At 64.5% G+C, this 17,728-nt stretch carries 17 protein-coding genes and 1 tRNA gene; 10 read left to right on the top strand and 8 right to left on the bottom strand.

The window, feature by feature from the left end; all coding sequences use genetic code 11:
- Positions 1-10: 10 nt before the first annotated feature.
- The 6 genes from RX328_RS01320 to RX328_RS01295 all read left to right on the top strand — a co-directional run bounded on the left by RX328_RS01320 (position 11) and on the right by RX328_RS01295 (position 6,818).
- A complete protein-coding gene (locus RX328_RS01320; protein WP_213250716.1) occupies positions 11-1,702 on the top strand; it encodes an MFS transporter in 1,692 nt (563 codons plus the stop codon).
- A 324-nt stretch (positions 1,703-2,026) separates the two neighbouring features.
- Complete coding sequence (locus RX328_RS01315; RefSeq protein WP_213250715.1) at positions 2,027-3,148, top strand: TRAP transporter substrate-binding protein; 1,122 nt, start codon at positions 2,027-2,029, stop codon at positions 3,146-3,148.
- A 113-nt stretch (positions 3,149-3,261) separates the two neighbouring features.
- On the top strand, positions 3,262-3,867 hold the full coding sequence (locus RX328_RS01310; RefSeq protein ID WP_213250712.1) for a TRAP transporter small permease subunit: 606 nt from the start codon (positions 3,262-3,264) through the stop codon (positions 3,865-3,867).
- Positions 3,864-5,213, top strand: a complete 1,350-nt coding sequence (locus RX328_RS01305; protein ID WP_213250709.1) for a TRAP transporter large permease subunit — start codon at positions 3,864-3,866, stop codon at positions 5,211-5,213. Before RX328_RS01310 ends, RX328_RS01305 begins: the two co-directional genes overlap by 4 nt.
- A gap of 31 nt (positions 5,214-5,244) precedes the next feature.
- Positions 5,245-6,648 carry an amidase gene (locus RX328_RS01300; protein WP_213250707.1) on the top strand — a complete coding sequence of 468 codons (1,404 nt, stop codon included), beginning with the start codon at positions 5,245-5,247 and terminating at the stop codon, positions 6,646-6,648.
- Positions 6,645-6,818: a hypothetical protein gene (locus RX328_RS01295; protein WP_213250705.1), complete on the top strand. Its 174-nt coding sequence runs from the start codon at positions 6,645-6,647 to the stop codon at positions 6,816-6,818. Before RX328_RS01300 ends, RX328_RS01295 begins: the two co-directional genes overlap by 4 nt.
- A gap of 16 nt (positions 6,819-6,834) precedes the next feature.
- Here RX328_RS01295 and RX328_RS01290 read toward each other — a convergent pair whose 3' ends face one another.
- Together RX328_RS01290 and RX328_RS01285 are read right to left on the bottom strand one after the other, a co-directional pair.
- Complete coding sequence (locus RX328_RS01290; RefSeq protein WP_213250702.1) at positions 6,835-7,056, bottom strand: hypothetical protein; 222 nt, start codon at positions 7,054-7,056, stop codon at positions 6,835-6,837.
- A 240-nt stretch (positions 7,057-7,296) separates the two neighbouring features.
- Positions 7,297-7,575: a hypothetical protein gene (locus RX328_RS01285; protein ID WP_213250700.1), complete on the bottom strand. Its 279-nt coding sequence runs from the start codon at positions 7,573-7,575 to the stop codon at positions 7,297-7,299.
- A gap of 310 nt (positions 7,576-7,885) precedes the next feature.
- On the opposite strand from RX328_RS01285, the gene RX328_RS01280 reads away from it, so the two are divergent.
- A complete protein-coding gene (locus tag RX328_RS01280; protein WP_213250697.1) occupies positions 7,886-8,914 on the top strand; it encodes a polysaccharide deacetylase family protein in 1,029 nt (342 codons plus the stop codon).
- Positions 8,915-8,990: 76 nt separating this feature from the next.
- Here RX328_RS01280 and RX328_RS01275 read toward each other — a convergent pair whose 3' ends face one another.
- From RX328_RS01275 to RX328_RS01255, 5 genes are all read right to left on the bottom strand, one after another.
- The gene (locus RX328_RS01275) at positions 8,991-9,410 is read right to left on the bottom strand and encodes a hypothetical protein (protein ID WP_213250694.1); all 420 of its coding nucleotides are present in this window, start codon (positions 9,408-9,410) and stop codon (positions 8,991-8,993) included.
- A gap of 125 nt (positions 9,411-9,535) precedes the next feature.
- Positions 9,536-9,611: transfer RNA gene (locus RX328_RS01270), tRNA-Thr, on the bottom strand.
- Between the two features lie 82 nt (positions 9,612-9,693).
- On the bottom strand, positions 9,694-11,475 hold the full coding sequence (locus tag RX328_RS01265; RefSeq protein ID WP_213250691.1) for a heme biosynthesis protein HemY: 1,782 nt from the start codon (positions 11,473-11,475) through the stop codon (positions 9,694-9,696).
- Positions 11,476-11,483: 8 nt separating this feature from the next.
- The gene (locus RX328_RS01260; protein WP_213250689.1) at positions 11,484-12,704 is read right to left on the bottom strand and encodes a COG4223 family protein; all 1,221 of its coding nucleotides are present in this window, start codon (positions 12,702-12,704) and stop codon (positions 11,484-11,486) included.
- Positions 12,705-12,815: 111 nt separating this feature from the next.
- Complete coding sequence (locus tag RX328_RS01255) at positions 12,816-13,571, bottom strand: uroporphyrinogen-III synthase (protein ID WP_213250686.1); 756 nt, start codon at positions 13,569-13,571, stop codon at positions 12,816-12,818.
- A 133-nt stretch (positions 13,572-13,704) separates the two neighbouring features.
- Here RX328_RS01255 and tsaD point away from each other — a divergent pair, with 133 nt between their 5' ends.
- The 3 genes from tsaD (at position 13,705) to RX328_RS01240 (ending at position 16,289) form a co-directional block, all read left to right on the top strand.
- On the top strand, positions 13,705-14,778 hold the full coding sequence (gene tsaD / locus RX328_RS01250; protein ID WP_213251026.1) for a tRNA (adenosine(37)-N6)-threonylcarbamoyltransferase complex transferase subunit TsaD: 1,074 nt from the start codon (positions 13,705-13,707) through the stop codon (positions 14,776-14,778).
- A 1-nt stretch (position 14,779) separates the two neighbouring features.
- Complete coding sequence (locus tag RX328_RS01245) at positions 14,780-15,760, top strand: NAD(P)H-dependent glycerol-3-phosphate dehydrogenase (RefSeq protein ID WP_213250683.1); 981 nt, start codon at positions 14,780-14,782, stop codon at positions 15,758-15,760.
- A gap of 115 nt (positions 15,761-15,875) precedes the next feature.
- Positions 15,876-16,289 carry an EVE domain-containing protein gene (locus RX328_RS01240; RefSeq protein ID WP_213250681.1) on the top strand — a complete coding sequence of 138 codons (414 nt, stop codon included), beginning with the start codon at positions 15,876-15,878 and terminating at the stop codon, positions 16,287-16,289.
- A 258-nt stretch (positions 16,290-16,547) separates the two neighbouring features.
- On the opposite strand, the gene RX328_RS01235 is transcribed toward RX328_RS01240, so the two are convergent.
- Positions 16,548-17,702, bottom strand: a complete 1,155-nt coding sequence (locus tag RX328_RS01235; RefSeq protein WP_213250678.1) for a DNA topoisomerase IB — start codon at positions 17,700-17,702, stop codon at positions 16,548-16,550.
- Positions 17,703-17,728 lie beyond the last annotated feature (26 nt).

Here is a 17,728-nt window from a genome sequence, read left to right as displayed (position 1 = left end):
GGAACCGATCATGACCGACCAGCCGAAACGTTCGCGTCTTGCGACTGACGGGATCGCAGCGCCGTTGCGGCACGCGGTGTTCCGGCGGATCTGGCTCGCCAGCCTCGTTTCCAATCTGGGAATTTTGATCCAGGGCGTCGGCGCGGCCTGGGCGATGACGCAGATGACTTCTTCGGCCGACAAGGTCGCGCTGGTGCAGACCGCGCTGATGCTGCCGGTCATGCTGATCTCGATGCCCGCCGGCGCTATCGCCGACATGCACGACCGCCGCATCGTCGCGCTGGTCTCGCTCGGCATTGCTCTTGTCGGTGCAACCGCGCTCACGGTGCTGGCGTGGCTCGGCCTCGTTACGCCGAACATCCTCTTGGCGCTGTGCTTTGTCGTCGGCAGCGGCATGGCGCTGTTCGGGCCGGCCTGGCAGGCCTCGGTGAGCGAGCAGGTACCGGCGGAGACACTGCCGGCGGCGGTCGCACTCAACGGCATCAGCTACAACATTGCGCGCAGCTTCGGTCCGGCGATCGGCGGCATCGTGGTCGCCACATCGGGCGCCGTGGCCGCGTTTGCCGTCAATGCGGTGCTGTATCTGCCGCTGATGGTGGTCCTGTTTCTGTGGAATCGCGCCAACGAGCCGTCGCGCCTGCCGCGCGAACGGCTCAACCGCGCCATGGTCTCCGGCGTGCGTTACATCACCAATTCGCCATCGATCAGGATCGTGCTGACGCGCACGCTGGTCACCGGCATCATTGGCGGCTCGGTCTCGGCGCTGATGCCGCTGGTCGCCCGCGATCTCCTGCATGGCGGCGCGCAAACCTACGGCATCATGCTTGGCGCCTTCGGCATGGGCGCCGTGTTCGGCGCGCTGAATATCGGCGAGGTCCGCCGGCGCATGAGCGGCGAGGCCGCGGTGCGCGCCTGCGCGATATCGATGGCCGGCGCGATCGCGGCGGTCGCCCTGAGCACCAACGCGGTCCTGACGGCGATTGCGCTCGTGCTCGCCGGCGCGGTGTGGATGCTGGCGGTCGCTCTGTTCAATATCGGCGTGCAGCTTTCAGCGCCGCGCTGGGTTGCGGGCCGCTCGCTGGCGGCTTTCCAGGCGTCGATCGCTGGCGGCATTGCGGTCGGAAGCTGGGGCTGGGGACATCTCACCGACCTTGCCGGCGTGGAGATCGCGCTCCTGGTTTCGGCCGGGCTGATGCTGATCTCACCCCTGCTTGGCATCTGGCTGCGCATGCCGCCGGTCGGCGCGCGCAACGAGGATGCCACCGAACTGCTTGCCGATCCCGAAGTGCGGCTGTCGCTCACGGGGCGCAGCGGACCGCTGGTGGTCGAAATCGAGTATCGCGTCGCGCAGGATAACGCGCGCGCGTTTCACAATGTGATGCAGGAAGTGCAGCTCAGCCGCCAGCGCAACGGCGCCTATGGCTGGTCGATCGCGCGTGACATCGGCGACCCCGAATTATGGACCGAGCGCTACCATTGCCCGACCTGGCTCGATTATCTGCGCCAGCGTAACCGTGCAACGCAGTCGGAGCGCGCCCTGCACCAGCGCGCGATCGACTTTCATCTCGGGCCGGAGCCGATCCGCGTCCGCCGCATGCTGGAGCGGCCGTTCGGCTCGGTCCGCTGGAAGGAAGATACCCCCGACCGCGCCGCCAACGAGGTCTTGCCGGTAGTCGCAACCGCAGCAGGCAGCAGCACCTGATCAATCGGTAAGGGCGACGCGGCGCGGCTATTGGGCGCAGAATGGCGCGGGAATAAATCAGCCCAACTTGATTCAGCGTATTGCCGACACCGCGCCACCAATTTCCTGCGACTAAAGTGCAAGACGCCGGCGCGCATTCGCCCCGCCGAACGCGACAGGTCCTGCTTCGCGCCTGCGAAATGGCAACGTTGCCCTGCCACTTGAGCGATTCATAAGGAGCACGCGCACTTCCCGCTTGCCAAAATGCCGCGCAAGCCTTTGACTTGTCGTTGAGACAAACAAGCCTGCGGCGACAGCGGGCGACATCTCAACCGGGAGGAACTCATGAGCAAGCGTAGCGATACAAAAACGACGCGGCGCCGTTTCCTGACGGCAGCGGCCGCCGGCGGTGCGGCGATTGCGATGCCACAAGTCAGCCGGGCGCAGACGGCGACCCTGAGGATGCAGGGCTCGTGGGGCAAGGCCGACGTCTTCAACGAGATGGCCGAAGATTATGTGAAGCGCGTCAACGAGATGGCGGGCGGCCGGTTGCGCATCGACTATCTGGTGGGCGGCTCGGTCGTGCACCCGTTCCAGGTATTCGACGGCGTGCATGGCGGCCAGATCGACGCGGCACATACGGTGACAGTTTACTGGTACGGCAAGCACAAGGCCGCATCGCTGTTCGGCACCGGGCCGGTGTTCGGCTTCAATGCCAACGAAGGTCTTGGCTGGATTCACAACGGCGGTGGCAAGGAGCTGTTCGAAGAACTCCAGACCCAGATCATGAAGGTCAACATCAAGAGCTTCTTCGCAATGCCGATGCCGACCCAGCCGCTCGGCTGGTTCAAGAAGCCGATCACCAGCGATGCCGACCTGAAGGGGCTCAAGTACCGCACCGTGGGTCTGGCCGCCGACCTGTTCCAGGTGATGGGCGCCTCTGTCGCGCAGCTTCCGGGCGGCGAAATCGTGCCGGCCATGGAGCGCGGCGTGATCGATGGATTCGAGTTCAACAACCCGACATCGGACCGGCGCTTCGGCGCGCAGGACGTCGCCAAGAACTACATGTTGGGCAGCCACCATCAGGCGACGGAATACTTCGAGATCATGTTCAACCGCACGAAATACAATGCGTTGGCGGCCGAGCAAAAGGCGATCCTGCAGTATGCTGCAGAGGCAGTCTCTTCCGCCAACGAATGGAAGGGGATGGACTACTACTCCAAGGACCTGCAGGAACTGATCAACAAGGACAAGGTCAACGTTCAGCGGACGCCCAAGTCCGTGTTCGATGCGCAGATCAAGGCATGGGACGGCTTGATCGCCCAGCTCGGGTCGGATCCATTCATGAAGAAGGTGATGGATTCGCAGAAGGCATGGGTGCGCCGCGTGGTTTACTACAACATGACCAACGCAACTGATTACCGTGGCGCCTTCGAGCATCACTTCCCGGGTGTGCTCAAGGTTTGACGAGCTCGCGGCGCTTGATCGGCGGTACGAATAATGGGCGGCGCGGTTGACGCGCCGCTCAGCCAGCAACTGGGGGACATCCGGATGTGCGATTTACAGCGAGTTCAACTCGCATGAGGAAGTTTCTGTTTTTCATCGATGAACTCAGCACCTGGGTCGGCAAGGCGTTCGCCTGGCTGATTCTCGTCCTCACGCTCGGAGTCAGCTACGAGGTGTTCATGCGCTACGTGCTGCGTGCGCCGACCACCTGGGCGTTCGACATCAGCTACATCACCTATGGCGCGATGTTCCTGATGGCCGGCGCCTATACGCTCTCGCGCAACGGCCATGTGCGTGCCGACGTGGTCTACCGCCTCTGGTCACCGCGCACCCAGGCGACGATGGACCTCGTTCTCTACATTCTGTTTTTCCTGCCGGCGATCGCAGCGCTGATGTATTCGGGCTGGAATTATGCCGATATGTCGGTTCGCTTCCGCGAAGTCAGCATCTTCAGTCCGGCTGGCGTGCCAGTATTTCCGCTGAAGGCGCTGATCCCGATCACGGGCCTGCTCCTGCTTCTGCAAGGCTTCGCTGAAATCATTCGCTGTGTGCTGTGCATCCGCACCGGCCAATGGCCACAACGCCTGCACGACGTTGAGGAAACCGAGAGCCTGATCATCCGCGAGCATCAGCAGCAGCAGGCTGCGGTGGAGCCGAGTGAGAAGGGAGCTGGCGCATGACCGACCCTCAACTCGGCATGCTGATGCTGGGGCTTTTCATCTTCATCATCATGCTCGGCTTCCCGATCGCCTTCACGCTGATGGCGATGGGCGTCTCGTTTGGCTACTATGCCTACTACACTCCCGGTCAGGAGTTCTTCCAGAACCGCATCTTCACGCTGCTGGTGCAGAAGACGTTCGAGGTCACGTCCAGCGACGTGCTGGTCGCGGTGCCCTTGTTCCTCTTCATGGGCTATCTGGTCGAGCGCGCCAATATTCTCGACCGCCTGTTCTACTCGCTGCAACTGTCGATGAAGAACGTGCCGGGCGCTCTGGCGGTGGCCACGCTGATCACTTGCGCGATGTTCGCCACCGCCACCGGCATCGTCGGCGCCGTTGTCACGCTGATGGGGCTGCTGGCTTTGCCCGCCATGCTGCGAGCCGGCTACGACACCAAGCTGTCGGCAGGCGTGGTCTGCGCCGGCGGCTGCCTCGGCATCCTGATTCCGCCGAGCATTCTCCTGATCGTCTATGCGGCCACCGCCGGCGTTTCGGCGGTCAAGCTTTATGCGGCCGCGTTCTTTCCGGGGTTCCTGCTGGCTCTGCTCTACATCCTTTATGCGATGGCGCGCGCGATCATCAATCCCGCGCTCGCACCGAAGCTGCCGCCCGAGCAGACCAACGTGCCGATCTCCACGGTGATCTGGGCGCTTGCCACATCATTCCTGCCGCTCGCGCTCCTCATCGTCGCCGTGCTCGGCGCGATCCTGTTCGGGCTGGCGACGCCGTCCGAGGCGGCTGCCGTAGGCGCCCTCATGAGCATCGTTCTGGCGGCCGCCTATCGTTCGCTCAACTATACGATGATGCGCGAATCGGTATATCTGACCGTGCGCGCGACCGCGATGGTCTGCTACCTCTTCATCGGCTCATGGACGTTTTCCGCGGTGTTTGCCGTCCTTGGCGGACAGACGGTGGTCGAACAGTTCTTCGCCTCGATGAACCTGTCGCCGATCCAGTTCCTGCTGTTGACTCAGGTGATCATCTTTCTGCTCGGCTGGCCGCTGGAATGGACCGAGATCATCATCATCTTCGTGCCGATCTTCCTGCCGCTGCTTCCCAACTACGGCATCGATCCGATCTTCTTCGGCATCCTGGTCGCACTGAACACGCAGACCGCGTTCAATACGCCACCGGTTGCGATGGCCGCCTTCTACCTGAAAGGCGTGGCACCGCCCGAGGTGAAGCTCACCGACATCTTCTCCGGCGCGCTTCCCTTTGTCGGCCTGGTCTTCTTGACCATGGCACTGGTCTACATCTTCCCGGAAATTGCGTTGTGGTTGCCCAGCTATCTCTACGGATCGCGGTGAGCCAGTCCGGTAAAGCGCTGAAAGGGTGCGCATGAGTCTCAATGCGCTCGGGCTTGCGGAAGCGGCGGCCGGCATCCGCGACGGTCGGCTCAGCTCAGTGGAGCTCGTCGCCGACTGCTTGAAACGCATCGACGAGGCCGATCGCGACATCGAGGCGTGGGCATTCCTCGATCGCGACTACGCGATGCGGCAGGCCGAGGCTGCCGACGACCGCCGCAAGCAAGGCAAGGCCACAGGCCCGCTGCATGGCGTGCCGTTGGGCATCAAGGACATTTTCGATACCGGCGACATGCCGACGGAGTTCGGATCAAGCCTGTGGGCGGGACGCACGCCGCGCCGCGATGCAGTGGCCGTGGCGCGGCTGCGGGCGGCAGGAGCCGTGATCCTCGGCAAGACGGTGACGACCGAGTATGCCTATTTCAATCCGGGCAAAACCCGAAATCCGCATAACCCGGATCACACGCCGGGCGGATCGTCATCGGGCTCCGCCGCGGCGGTTGCGGCGCTGATGGTGCCGGGCGCCATCGGCTCGCAGACCAACGGGTCCGTGATCCGCCCCGCCGCCTTCTGCGGGGTGGTTGGCTTCAAGCCGACACACGGTCTCATTCCACGGAGCGGCGCGCTACTGCTATCGCGGGCACTCGATCATGTCGGCGTGTTTGCGCGCTCGGTCGACGACGCAGCACTGCTGGCGCAGACGCTTGCGGGTTTCGACGAGGAAGATCCGGATACGCGCCCCCTTGCCCCTCCCCGCTTTGTCGACTTGGCGGCAAGCGAGCCGCCATTGCCGCCGCGGTTCGCTTTCGTGCGCTCGCCCGCGTGGAAGCACGTCGAGCAGGTGACGACGGAGGCGTTTGCCGAACTGGTGGAGGCGCTGGGCGAGCACGTTTCCGAAGTCGAGGTCGGCCCGAGCTTCGACCGCGCCATCGAGATGCACCGCACTGTCATGGAAGTGGAGATGGCGCACAACCTGCATCGCGATTTCGAGCAGGGGGGCAAGTCCCTGAGCAAGATGCTGCGCGCGCTGATCGAGCGCGGGCGCCAGGTTTTGGCCGTCGACTACACCCGCGCCTTGGCCGGCAGCGCGCCGCTCAACGCGGCGCTCGACGGCGTGTTTGACGAATACGACGCGATTCTGACTCCGTCTGCACCGGGCCCGGCGCCGCGCGGCCTCGACAGTACCGGCAACCCCGTGTTCTGCTCAATGTGGACTTATCTCGGGACGCCGGCGGTGACGCTGCCGCTGCTGCAATCGGAAAGCGGCCTGCCCATTGGCGTGCAGTTGGTCGGGCGCCGCGGCAACGATGCGCGGCTCCTGCGGACGGCCAACTGGCTAATCAATACTCTCGGAAAACGCGGCCGCGGCACAGCCGCGCCTGCCAAGACCAGTGCCAAGACCAATGCGCGTCGCGCGAAAACAAGGAGCGGCCGATGACGAATTTCATCACCGGACTGATCGGCGTTGCCGGCGTCTGCGCGTTTCTCGGCATCATGCTCTGGTGGATCAAGGCGGTGCCGCTGATCGTCATCTGCGTGTTGGTGATGGCACTACTGAGTTACGATTTCTACCAATCGCTCCGCACCAACGGGAACGGCACGGGCTAAGCCGCGACTGCGGGCTCTACTGCCCGGCGCTCGTCAGCTTCTGCTGGCAGGCCTTGCTGATCCGTGAGCGGTTCTGCTTCAGGCAGGCGAGAATGACCTGATCGCCAGCCTGCATCTGCGCCCGGCAATACCGCGAGACGTCCCGCGCGCACTCGTCATGCCCCTCTTTTTTTTGTGTTTGCGCCGACGCGCTTGAGGCCATCAGGATCAGGGGAATGACGAAAAGGATCTTGGTCATTTGCTATGCCTTCACACCAGAGAAACGCAATCAGGGCGTTCTATAGCGTTTTCGAGCGAGGTTGGAACCGGTTCGCGTCAAGAAAACGCATCAAAACAGGAATCCAGTCCGCCAAAATCCAAGCCGCACGCATTTGTGAACGCTCAAATGGCCCAACCGTTCGCGTTGTGAACGCCGCGAAACGAAAAACGCCTGCGTCGCATCGACGCAAGCGTTTTCGGAGCCGCCGAAGACCAGGGGTTACTGCGCGGCGAGCTTGCCCTTCTTCGCCCCGAGATCGCGATCCATGACGGTGCGGCAGCCCGCGCTCAGGTCGGCGCGATGCTTGATCATGCAAGCGGTGATCTTCGGAATATTCGGGATTTCCGAGCTGCAGAGGCGGAATGCGTCGCCGGTGCACATCTGCTGCGCTTCAGAGCTGAAGGCAAAGCTCACGGTCGAGGAAGCGGCGGCGAAAGAGGTGGTCAAGGCCAGCACTAGACTGACCTTGCGAACGGCATTGAAGAACACTGCGGTCATTGTCGGCTCCTGTTGGCTCGGCAAGCGAGCCCGTTGTTGATGTCAGGAGCATGCGCCGGGAACTGCGGGCCGACTGTGACTGACCTCACTCGCGCATAAGGCGCTCATCTCCTTCGTCTAGAGCCTTTTCGGTTCTGATTGAATCAGAACCGGGCTCTAGATTCTTGTTTTGACGCGTTTTCTTGACGCGAACCGGTGTCCACTTCGCTGAAAAACGCTCTAACCGGCGCTTGTTCGCGAGACGTTAAGACATTGTTGGCATTAATGGCCCGTTGCGTGTGTGTACCCCGAGTATGTGGAAAGAGTAGCGATGCGTAATGCGTTGGGCCTGATGCTGGCCAGTGTAGTGACGGCGCTGGTGATCACCGGCGTTTGGTTCTGGACCTCCTCGCCGCGAGCCGATGCGGCTGCACCCCAAACCGTCGCCGCCCGTGCGGCCGAGCCGGCACCCGCCGCAGCCAGGCCCGCACTGCGGGACGACGTCGAGACCACGGCCTCTCTCTCGAAGCCGGCCCCTGCCCCCGTGCCGATTCCCGCAGCCCAGCCGGCGCGATCGGCCTGCGCCAATCCCGACGCACTCGGCGTCAGCCGTACCGTCGTGATCGACACCACCGGCGGCCCCGGCTTCGGCTTCCTGCAATACAAGCAGTTCGACTTCCTGACCGACAAAGAGGTCGTGCTGACCTTCGACGACGGCCCGTGGCCGACCACGCCCGCCGTGCTCAAGGCGCTATCGGATGAATGCACCAAGGCCGTGTTCTTTCCGGTCGGCAAGCACACGACATATCATCCGGAGATTCTCAAGCAGGTCGCGGCCGCCGGCCACACCATCGGCTCGCACACCTGGTCGCACACACATCTCGACGGCAAAAAGCTGACCGAGCAGCAGATGAGAGAAGAGATCGAGAAGGGTTTTAGCGCCGTGAAGATGGCGCTGGGCACGGCTCCCGCGCCGTTCTTCCGCTTCCCGGGGCTCGCGCACACGCAGGCCGCGCTCGGCTATCTCGGCACGCGCAACATCGCGATGTTTTCAGTCGATGTCGATTCCAACGACTTCAAGTCTTCCGGTCCCGACCAGGTGATCCAGAACGTCATGACCAAGCTCGACAAGCAGGGCAAGGGCGTCATCCTGATGCACGATCTGCAGAAGAGCACGGCGCAGGCCTTGCCGACGCTGCTGCGCCGCCTCAAAGCCGGCGGCTACAAGGTCGTGCAGATGAAGGCCAAGGAGCAGCTCGAAACCCTGCCCGAATATGACGCGATGCTGGTCAAGGACCAGAAAATGCCGGCGGTCGCCAGCCGCCCGATCAGCAGCGTGGTGCAGACGGTTTCGCAGTAAGCCGACAGGCTCAGGCATCATTCAACAAAAGCGCGCCCTCGGAATAGTCCCGAGGGCGCGTTTTGCTTTGGCATTTTTACCAATAGATCCCGTGGCGATGCAGCTCGCGGACGATGCGCGCTTCGATCCAGTGGTGCTTGCGGCGCGGCTTCATACTCCTGGACATTGAGGCCGTTCTCCGGAACGCGGGCCTCGCGGGCGCCGCGTTCACGGACGCAGCCGCGGCGGGCCGATATACCCTGGCCGCCTTGGGCGTGGCCGTCTTGTTCGTGTCAGTCCTGAGTGTCTCAGCCTTCGGTGTCTCAGCCTTGTGCTCGATCGCCGGCCGCTCAACATATTTCGGCGGTTCCGGCGGCTGCGGGGCTTCAGCGGTTTTCGGCGCATCGACGGCCTTCGCGGGCGCCTGCTCGATGCCACCCAGCGACAAGCTCCGATCCCCAGCCTGAGCCGCGGCGGATGCCAGAACGAATCCTGCGATGAGAATGAGTTTACGCATGTTGGTGTCTCCCCTTGAGGTCGAGGCAGAGACTAGGCCAGGCACGCGGTCCTTTATGTGAGACAGGTCACGCAAACGCATCCGCCAACGAGCGCCCATCGTTCAGGAAATTTTCTGAAAAAGCGTGGTGCCGCAAACAGGACTCGAACCTGTGACCCCGTCATTACGAATGACGTGCTCTACCAACTGAGCTATTGCGGCGGACCGAAGCGGCGTTCCGGGGTGAGCCGCGAACGCCCGCACCTGATATCGGGCAGCGCCCCGATTGGCAAGAAAAACGGGCCTAGCTGCCGCCCCATCGTGACAAAAATCCCCGCCAGCCGCCGGCCTGGGCCTTGGGCGGGGCGATTTGTTCCGCGAATTCGTCCGCTGGGCCGTCCTCGTCGATGCCAGGATCGTCGGGGGCTCGAATGAGGGGGATCACGGCGGGAATCGGGGTTGGAACCGTCTTTGGAATATCCTGGCGGGAACGGAACAGCGGCGCCGGTTGGCTTGGTGCCGGCTCGGCCGGCTTCGGCGGGGCTGGCTCCGGCGGGGCTGGCTCGGGCGTCGGAGCGGTGACCGCTTCCGGGCGGGTGGCCTCGGCCGGAGCCGCTTCCATGCCAGCAGCCGCCGGCGGCACATTGTCCTGCGCGGCGGGCGGTTCGGGCGTGACGGGAGCAGTGGGCTCGGCGGGCTGCTCGTCCACGGCCCCAGGCGGCGCAATCACGACGGCGCGGCGCGGCGTCGCCAGCATGGCTTCTTCGAACGGGGAGGATTCAATCGCGGCGCCCTTGTCAGACGGCAGCGCCGCGACAGGCGTCTGCCATTGAAAGGCATCGAGCCGCCCGGTGACGGGGGAAACCGGCCGCCACCGGTCGCTGACATAACCGTCGGCGGTCCAGGCCGGATCGTGCAGCGCGCGCACCGCGCGCAAGGTCCAAGCGCGCGCGCGGCCGCTATCGCCATGCTCGGTGCGCTCGATCTCGGCCATCAACAGCGCGACGCGCTGTGTCGGCTGAGCGATGAAGGGCGCCAGCGCCTCGCGCGCTTTGGTAAATTCGGAGGCGTCGATCGCGGCGCGCGCAATCGCCAGCGCGCCCTCGATATGGCCCGGTGTTTTCGCCGCCAGCGTCTCGACCCGCACCAGCCGTTGGCGTGCGGAATCCCCCAACTTCACATGGGCATAGGCATCGGCCAGATCCGGATGCGGTTGCGCCAGCCACGCCGTCTCGACGAGACGCATCGAACGCCGCACCTGGTGCGCTTCGCTCTCGAACTTGCTCGCCAGCACCGCGGCGGGCACCAGAGTCGGCGCCAGCTTGACCGCTTCCATCACGCTCTCGCGCGCCAGATCGCGATCGACCTTTTCGAGCTCGAGCGCGCGTGCAGTGAGCAGCACGCCGCGCTGCCGGCGATAGGTCGCCTTGTCGATCAGCCCGGCCGACTGATTGTTGTCGAGGATCTTTAGCGCGCCGGCCCAGTCGCCCTTGGCGCAGCAGAAGCCGAGCACGGCGTGCGAGGCCCATGACGACGATGGCGACAGCTTTAGCGCCTCCTCGGCGAGCATGACCGCGGCGACGGGATCGTCGGCGCGCTGCGCCTCGATGAACAGGCCGCGCAGACCCAACAGCCGCGTGTCTTCACGCTCGGCCATGGTGCGGAAGGCGCGCTGCGCGCCCTCGCGGTCGCCGTCGAGCTGCGCCGATTGCGCATGCAGCAGCAGGGCCAGCGGATCATGCGCCGCGTGCTTTCGCGCGGCATCCGCGTGAATGCGGGCAGCCGCGGAATCGCCATGGCCGATCGCGAGCAGGCCTTGCGTGATCGCATGCCGGCCGCGGGCCTGACGACGTTCGCGCCGGTTGCGGCGGATACGTTGCGGCGTGCGCCACAGGCCGCGCAGGATCGCCCACAGCATCATTGCCGCGACGACGACAATGCCGAGCCCCAGCACGAACACCGGCAGCGTGGTCTGCACGCGATAGCCGCCCCATGACAGCACGACATCGCCGCTCTGCTCGGCAATCCAGGCCGCGCCCGCTGCACCGAGCGCGATCAACACCAGGAACAGAATGATCCGGATCATCGAAATCCTTATTGCGCCGGTTTGGCGAGCACAGCCATGGCATCGGCTGCAAATTGACGGGATGCGGCCAGCGCAGCGTTGCGCGCATCGGCCCGTTCGAGCCACTCTTGCGCCGCGGCGCGATCGGCCGGCTCCAGCGTCTTCAATTCCCGCCGCGCCTCGTTGAAATCATTGCGCAGCGCAGCCGCCGTAATCCGCGCCACCACGGCGCCGCGGTCCGTGCCGGCGGTATCGGTGCGTTCGATCTTGACCAGCTTGGCGGCGCCCGCCTGCAGACGGTCGACGATGCCGGTGCCGGTGGTGGCGGCGCTCTGTTGGGCCGGCAACAGTTTTGGCATCAGCGCCAGCAGTTCCGTGCTCAGCTTGCCGGCGTTCGGCACGCCGTTCTCCGCAAATTGATCGAGCGGCCTTAACGCTTCGGGATTGGGCGCCAGCGCCTTGGCTGCGGCGAGCGCCGTCGGATAGGGATCGCCGATCCGGACCAGCACATCGAGCAGCGCTGCCGATACCACACGGCGCAGCGGCATATCATCCGCAGGTTTGGCGTCGGCCGTCGTGTCGGCAAGCTTGCTGCCTTGTTGCGCGATCTCGGCGCTCTGCGCCCGCATCTGGCTCTCGATCTTGGCGATGCGTTCGGCAAACGCGCTGAGATCAGGCGACACGGTGCCGTCGCCACGCGGCGCCGACTTCACCTCGTTGATGGCAGATGCCAGCTTCTCGCCTTGCGCGCGTACCGCCGCGACTTCACCGCGCAGCGTCGCGACGGATTTTTCAAGTGCCTCAGTGCGCGCGGCAGCGGCGGGATCAGCTACGGGTTTGCCCACCTTGGATTCGAGGCCGGCGATGCGCGCGGTCAAACCGTTGATGGCGGCGGCGTTGAGCTGCGCGGTCTGCGATACGGAGGCTGGCTGAATCGCGGGCCAGCCTAGCATCCAGCCGACGCCGATCACCAGCGCTGCCGCGGCCGCGCCGGAAACCGGCGCGATGACCCAGGGTGAGACAGGCCGGGACGGCGGCTCCGCCACCCGGGACTCCTCAACTGGAGGCTCCCCAACCGGCGCTTCGGCGATCTCGGGCGCGGGTTCAGCCACAGGTTCGGATGGCGCCTCGCCAGAATTCCTGGTTTCGCTCGATACTTCGGAGGCATCGAGATCGATGGTCGGCGGCTCACGCTTCGGCCGACCCGATTCGGGCAACGATCCAGTGTCTTCGGGCCTGTTATCGACCATCACAGCGGTTCCCTTGAGGTAGTTAGATGCCGGAACTTAGTAGAATCGAGACGTCTTAGAGCATGATCCGGCCGTGGCGGCACCGGTTTTCCGATTAGACCATGATCAGACTTAAAGATTAGGACCCGATCGAGCCTGCAACGCCCGGTCCAGCGCCTCGAACAGGGCGTTTTCATCCGGCGAAACCGCAGTCGTGACCTGGGTCGCGCCGGCATCCCGCAACACCGCGGCGACGCCTGCCGAAATGCAGCACTGCGGCAGCGCCAATGCCGAGATTTCGACACCGCCGAAGCGCGCCGCCTCCAGAAACGCACGCGCGCTGCGCCGCGAGTAATGCAGCACGGCTTCGACCTCATGCGCCACGAAAGCGTCACATACTTCGGGCGGCAGGCTGGGCACGGGCACCATCCGGTAGGTGGTATGCGTCACCACCGTAAAACCCTTTTCGCCGAGTTCACCGGCAAGGTCGCGCGCGAGATCGGCGCCGGCAAGGTACAGTATCGGGCTCGCCTTCTTCAGTTGCTTCGATTTCGCGCTCGCCAGCACCAGATCGCGCAACGCGCCGGCGTCGCCCTTTGAGGCGATCACTTCGCCGAACCCCGCATCGCGGGCCGCCGCCGCGGTATTTTCTCCGACCGCGAACAGCGGCAGTTTGAGAAGCCGGCTGTCGGCAAGATGGGGCACGATGGCGCGCAGCGCGTTGGCGCTGGTGGCGATGACGGCGCCATAGGTCGCGTCCGCATCGTCCTGGAACGGCACCGGCTCGAACCGCAGCATCGGCGCGCGCAGCACGTCGACCCCTCGCGCGCGGAGGGACTTCTCCGTCATCTCATCATCCGGACTTGGTCGCGTCACGAGAACGGCCATATTTCAGATCTCCGCCAAACCGGTTTCGGGCACGCCCAGGCGATTGCACGTTGCGACCTCGTAGTGCTACCCGGTTACGGAAGCGTTGTTTTTGGCGATAGCGCAAGGGTTCAAATTGGACAACGACAAGCCGATGCTGGTGCTGGGTATCGAGACCACCTGCGATGAAACCGCAGCCGCCGTGGTCGAGCGCCAGCGCGATGGAAGCGGAAGGATTCTATCCAATATCGTGCGCTCGCAAACCTCGGAACACGCTCGGTTCGGCGGCGTGGTGCCGGAGATAGCGGCGCGCGCCCATGTCGACCTGCTCGACGGGATCGTCAGCCAGGCCATGAAAGATGCCAATGTCGGCTTCGCGCAATTGTCAGCGGTCGCGGCCGCCGCAGGTCCCGGCCTGATCGGCGGCGTGATTGTCGGCCTCACCACCGCCAAGGCCATCGCGATGGTGCATGACACCCCGCTGATTGCGGTCAATCATCTCGAAGCGCACGCGCTGACACCGCGGCTCACTTGCGCGCTCGCCTTTCCCTATTGTCTGTTTCTCGCCTCCGGCGGTCACACCCAGATCGTCGCCGTGGTCGGCGTCGGCAAATATGTGCGGCTCGGCACCACCGTCGACGACGCGATGGGGGAGGCTTTCGACAAGGTCGCGAAGATGTTGTCGCTGCCCTATCCGGGCGGGCCGGAGGTCGAGCGCGCGGCGGGAAGCGGCGACGCCAAACGTTTCGCCTTTCCGCGGCCGATGCTCGGCCGGCCGGATGCGAATTTCTCGCTGTCGGGATTGAAGACGGCGGTTCGCAATGAGGCCAACCGCTTGATGCCGCTGGAGCCGCAGGATGTCAGCGACCTCTGTGCCAGTTTTCAGGCCGCGGTGCTGGAATCGACCGCAGATCGGCTGAGCGTCGGCTTGAGACTGTTTCACGAGCAATTCGGCCCGCCCCGCGCGCTGGTCGCCGCCGGCGGCGTCGCGGCCAACCACGCCATTCGCGGCGCGCTGCAGGATGTCGCCTCGAAGGCGCAGACCACGCTGATCATTCCGCCGCCTGCGCTCTGCACCGACAACGGCGCCATGATCGCCTGGGCCGGCGCGGAGCGGATGGCGCTGGGATTGACCGATACGATGGATGCGCCGCCGCGCGCGCGCTGGCTGCTCGACGCCAACGCAACCGCGCCGGCCGGCTTCGCCAACACGCGCGCAGGATTCTGACATGACGTCCTTCAATTCCGTCGCGGTGATCGGCGCCGGTGCCTATGGCACCGCGCTCGCCTGCGCCGCGGTGCGCGCCGGCCGCAAAGTCGTGCTCTATGCGCGAAGCGCCGAAAGCGCCGCGCAGATGCAGACGACGCGAAAGAATCCAAAATTATCCGGCGTGAGCCTCGACAGCACTATCGGCGTCACGGCCGATATCGCGGCCGCGGCGCGCGCGGACATCGTCCTGCTTGCGACACCTGCGCAAAGTTTGCGCGAAGCCGCTACAACACTTGCGCCGCACGTCGAACCGAAGACACCCGTCGTCGCCTGTGCCAAGGGAATCGAGCGCGGCACCCACAGGTTCATGACCGAGATCATCGCCGAGACCATACCGGATGCAATCCCTGCAATCCTGTCGGGACCGAACTTCGCCGATGATGTGGCGCTAGGCCTTCCAACTGCCGTGACGCTTGCCGCAAGAGATGAAAAGCTGGCGAGCTTTCTGGTGCAGGCGCTGGGCTCGTCGACCTTCCGGCCCTATCACACCTCCGATGTCCGCGGCGTCGAGATTGGTGGGGCGGCCAAGAACGTGCTGGCGATCGCAGCCGGCATCGTGGTCGGCCGGCAGCTCGGCGCCTCGGCGCTGGCCGCGCTGACCACGCGCGGCTTCAGCGAGCTCGCGCGCCTCGGCCGCGCCTGCGGCGCGCGCGGCGAAACGCTGGCGGGCCTGTCGGGGCTCGGCGATCTGATCCTGAGCTGCTCCAGTCCGCAGTCTCGCAATCTGGCATTCGGTATCGCGCTTGGGCGCGGCGAGCCGCCGAACCGCGACAAGCTCGCCGAAGGCGAATTCACCGCGCCGGTCCTGATCGAACTGGCAGCTTCGCAGAACGTCGATATGCCGGTATCAAATGCGGTCGCGGCGATCCTGAGCGGCAAGGTGACGATCGACGCGGCGATCGAAGGCCTGCTGACGCGGCCGTTCAAGGCGGAGGAATGATTTCTCCTGGTCATGCCCGCGCTTGCCGCGGGCATCCACGTCTTGGATAATGGCCTCGGAAGGAAGACGTAGATGGCCGGGACAAGCCCGGCCATGACGAGAGATGGTGGGCGTCATGAATTACTGGTTGGTGAAATCCGAACCCTCGAGCTGGTCATGGGACCAGCAGGTCGCGAAGGGCGCCAAGGGTGAAGCCTGGACCGGCGTGCGCAATTTCACCGCGCGGCAGAATCTGGTGAACATGAAGAAGGGCGACAAGGCCTTCTTCTATCACTCCAACGAGGGCAAGGAGATCGTCGGCATCGCCGAGGTCATCAAGGAGGCCTATCCCGATCCGACCGACAAGACCGGCAAATTCGTCTGCGTCGACATCAAGGCCGACAAGCCGTTGAAGACGCCGGTGACAATGGCCGCGATCAAGGCCGACAAGAGGCTCGCCGACATGGCGCTAGTGAAGTATTCGCGACTGTCGGTGCAGCCGGTCACGGCCGAAGAGTGGAAGCTGGTCTGCAAGATGGGCGGGCTGTAGCGCGCTCTTACTTCCCCTCTCCCCTTGTGGGAGAGGGTGGATCGAATGAGCGTCAGCTCATTCGAGACGGGTGAGGGGTCTGTCTCCGCGGAAAGAACCCCATCCGGCGCTTCGCGCCACCTTCTCCCATAAGGGGAGAAGGAAGAACCGGGGCGGATGCACGAGGTTGTCATTGCCGGGCTTGACCCGGCAATCCATCGTCTCAGAAGAATCCTTTTTGATGGATGCGCGGGTCAAGCCCGCGCATGACGAGGCGCGTTACGCCACCGCCGCGGCCACCACCACCTGCGCCAGCAGCGCCTCGCGCTTGGCTTGCGTGCGATAGCCTTTCATCGTCGCGGCAAAGCGCTCCAGGATGCCGTCTTCGAACGCGGTGACAATGGTGTCGTGGACATAGCTCTTGCGGCAGATCGCCGGCGTGTTCGACAGTTCGTCGGCCGCGGCGCGCACGGCTTCGAGCACCTGCTTCTTGCGGCCGCGGGCGCTCGCTGCCGGTGAAATCCGCGACAACGATTCCAGCACCACGGCCGATGCCATCAGCGTGCGGAAATCCTTCAGCGAAATCTTGATGCCGGCGATCTCGCGCAGGAACGCATTCACCGTGGTGGTCGAGACCGCGCGAACCGTGCCGGAATTGTCGCGGTACTGGAACATGCGCTTGCCCGGCACGGTGCGCAGGATGCCGATGGCGCGCACCAGCTTGGCCGCATCGCACTCCTTGCGGACGGCCTTGCCGCCCTTGGCCTTGAAGGTGAGGACCAGGGTGTCGTCTTCCAGCACGACGTTCGACTTCAATAGCGTGGTGGCACCGCGGGTGCCGTTGAGGCGGGCATAGGATTCATTGCCCGGACGGATCGCTGTGCGCGCGATCAACTCGATCACGGCCGAGAGCGCGAACTCGCGCGTCGGCTCGTCGCCGGAAAGATAGGCCGAAACTTTCCGACGGATCTTCGGCAAGGCCGCCACCAGCCGCGCCAGGCGATGGGCCTTGCGGTGCTCGCGGACCTTTTCCCAATCGGCATGGTAGCGGTATTGCAGCCGGCCCGCGGCATCGATGCCAACCGCCTGCAGGTGCGAATTCGGGTCGGCCGAATAGCGCACTTCGCGATAGGCCGGTGGCACCGCCATCGAATGAAGGCGTCGGATCGTCCCGGCGTGGCGGATCTGCGTGCCATTGGCGCGAATAAATGAGTAACTTTTCCCGCGCTTGATACGGCGGATGGTCAGGCTGTTTTGACCGCCGAGTTTGAGGCCAAGTTCCTGTGCCAGCGCTTCGACGGAGGCGATGATGTGCGGCTTTGCCGCGGATGACTTGGGCAGTTCCTTCGGCAGTTGCCCAAGCGCTTCGGCCAATGCAACGGCGGGATCGGCGGAAGCGGGCCGCGTAGCCTCGAAATTCTGCTGATCCATCATGTCCGTTGTCGCCTTACTCCGCCTGT

It is taken from the genome of Bradyrhizobium sp. sBnM-33 (assembly GCF_032917945.1).
Classification (GTDB): Bacteria; Pseudomonadota; Alphaproteobacteria; order Rhizobiales; family Xanthobacteraceae; genus Bradyrhizobium.
The sequence above is the reverse complement of the archived record's forward strand: the minus strand, read 5'-3'. Positions and strand labels throughout refer to the sequence as shown.

Coding starts and splice junctions, on each gene's coding strand:
- RX328_RS01300 (WP_213250707.1), top strand. CDS start 5,245: ATGAGTCTCAATGCGCTCGGGCTTGCGGAAGCGGCGGCCGGCATCCGC.
- RX328_RS01235 (WP_213250678.1), bottom strand. CDS start 17,702: ATGATGGATCAGCAGAATTTCGAGGCTACGCGGCCCGCTTCCGCCGAT.
- RX328_RS01295 (WP_213250705.1), top strand. CDS start 6,645: ATGACGAATTTCATCACCGGACTGATCGGCGTTGCCGGCGTCTGCGCG.
- RX328_RS01285 (WP_213250700.1), bottom strand. CDS start 7,575: ATGACCGCAGTGTTCTTCAATGCCGTTCGCAAGGTCAGTCTAGTGCTG.
- RX328_RS01245 (WP_213250683.1), top strand. CDS start 14,780: ATGACGTCCTTCAATTCCGTCGCGGTGATCGGCGCCGGTGCCTATGGC.
- RX328_RS01315 (WP_213250715.1), top strand. CDS start 2,027: ATGAGCAAGCGTAGCGATACAAAAACGACGCGGCGCCGTTTCCTGACG.
- RX328_RS01320 (WP_213250716.1), top strand. CDS start 11: ATGACCGACCAGCCGAAACGTTCGCGTCTTGCGACTGACGGGATCGCA.
- RX328_RS01265 (WP_213250691.1), bottom strand. CDS start 11,475: ATGATCCGGATCATTCTGTTCCTGGTGTTGATCGCGCTCGGTGCAGCG.
- tsaD (WP_213251026.1), top strand. CDS start 13,705: ATGCTGGTGCTGGGTATCGAGACCACCTGCGATGAAACCGCAGCCGCC.
- RX328_RS01305 (WP_213250709.1), top strand. CDS start 3,864: ATGACCGACCCTCAACTCGGCATGCTGATGCTGGGGCTTTTCATCTTC.
- RX328_RS01280 (WP_213250697.1), top strand. CDS start 7,886: ATGCGTAATGCGTTGGGCCTGATGCTGGCCAGTGTAGTGACGGCGCTG.
- RX328_RS01260 (WP_213250689.1), bottom strand. CDS start 12,704: ATGGTCGATAACAGGCCCGAAGACACTGGATCGTTGCCCGAATCGGGT.
- RX328_RS01275 (WP_213250694.1), bottom strand. CDS start 9,410: ATGCGTAAACTCATTCTCATCGCAGGATTCGTTCTGGCATCCGCCGCG.
- RX328_RS01240 (WP_213250681.1), top strand. CDS start 15,876: ATGAATTACTGGTTGGTGAAATCCGAACCCTCGAGCTGGTCATGGGAC.
- RX328_RS01255 (WP_213250686.1), bottom strand. CDS start 13,571: ATGGCCGTTCTCGTGACGCGACCAAGTCCGGATGATGAGATGACGGAG.
- RX328_RS01290 (WP_213250702.1), bottom strand. CDS start 7,056: ATGACCAAGATCCTTTTCGTCATTCCCCTGATCCTGATGGCCTCAAGC.
- RX328_RS01310 (WP_213250712.1), top strand. CDS start 3,262: ATGAGGAAGTTTCTGTTTTTCATCGATGAACTCAGCACCTGGGTCGGC.